The 1,277-nt window shown below is 37.2% G+C and carries 1 protein-coding gene; it reads left to right on the top strand.

What is annotated here, in order from left to right:
- Window positions 1–17: 17 nt before the first annotated feature.
- Window positions 18–1,229, top strand: coding sequence for an MFS transporter (locus ACOVQ4_RS08955; protein WP_421820315.1), 1,212 nt, complete (start codon window positions 18–20; stop codon window positions 1,227–1,229).
- Window positions 1,230–1,277: the final 48 nt, after the last annotated feature.

Genomic DNA, 1,277 nt, shown 5'->3' with positions numbered 1-1,277 from the left:
ATTTTCAGTCACAAGTTATGAATACAATACAGCTGGGCTTAAAAGAAAACTGGAAGCAATTTTCCATTCTTGTTATGATCAATGCCTTTGTGGGAGGTATGATAGGTTTGGAGCGTTCGGTTTTGCCTCAATTGGCTGAGAAAGATTTTGGAATTTCTTCCAAAACAGCAGTCTTTTCATTTATCATTGCCTTTGGGGTTACCAAGGCAATCTGTAACTATTTTACAGGAAAACTGGCTAATCTTATTGGGCGTAAAAATCTCTTAGTGATTGGATGGGTATTTGCTTTGCCTGTACCTTTTATCTTGATTTATGCCGATAACTGGAATTGGGTTATTTTGGCAAATATCTTACTGGGTATTAATCAAGGCTTGGCTTGGAGTATGGCTGTGATTATGAAAATTGATTTGGTGGGTAGTCAAAAAAGAGGTTTGGCGGTAGGAATCAACGAATTCGCAGGGTACGTGTCGGTCGGGATTGTAGCATTTTTGACAGGATACATTGCCAATACTTATGGCGTGCGACCGTATCCTTTTTATCTGGGTATAGGTTTTTCGATCATGGGTTTGTTACTTTCAATACTTTTTGTCAAAGATACTCGTCTACACGTGGGGCAAGAAAGTACCCAAAGTACGATTCCTTTACTCAAAAATATTTTTCTGAATACTTCTTTTACGCATAAATCCTTGAGTGGTATTACACAGGCAGGTTTGATTAACAATCTTAATGACGGAATGGTGTGGGGGCTATTGCCCATTTTATTGCTCAATAAAGGATTTTCCCAAACTCATATCGGTATTCTTACAGCGATATACCCGATGGTGTGGGGATTGAGCCAGCTTTTTACAGGAAAACTCTCTGATGTATATTCCAAAAAGATATTACTTTTTGGAGGAATGCTCTTTCAAGGAATTGCTATAATAGCCTTGATTAAAGCCAATTCATTTGAAACTTTTGGGCTTATTGGCGCCCTTTTAGGTCTTGGTACAGCGCTAGTATATCCAACTTTCATTAATGCTATTGCTGACTATACACACCCATCACAACGAGCTGAAAGTTTGGGTATATTCCGTTTTTGGCGTGATTTGGGCTATGCAACAGGAGCATTGTTAACAGGTATTTTGGCTGATTATTTTGGCATAAATATGTCTATTCTGATGATTGGGATTCTTACTATTCTTTCTGCTTTTATTATTTTAGTTCGTGTGGGAAAACCTTTTCAAATTTGAAAATTTGATAATTTGAAGATTTGAAAATGTTTTCAATTTGATTACCGA

The sequence above is a fragment of the Flectobacillus sp. genome (genome assembly GCF_049240685.1).
Classification (GTDB): Bacteria; Bacteroidota; Bacteroidia; order Cytophagales; family Spirosomataceae; genus Flectobacillus.
The sequence above is the reverse complement of the archived record's forward strand: the minus strand, read 5'-3'. Positions and strand labels throughout refer to the sequence as shown.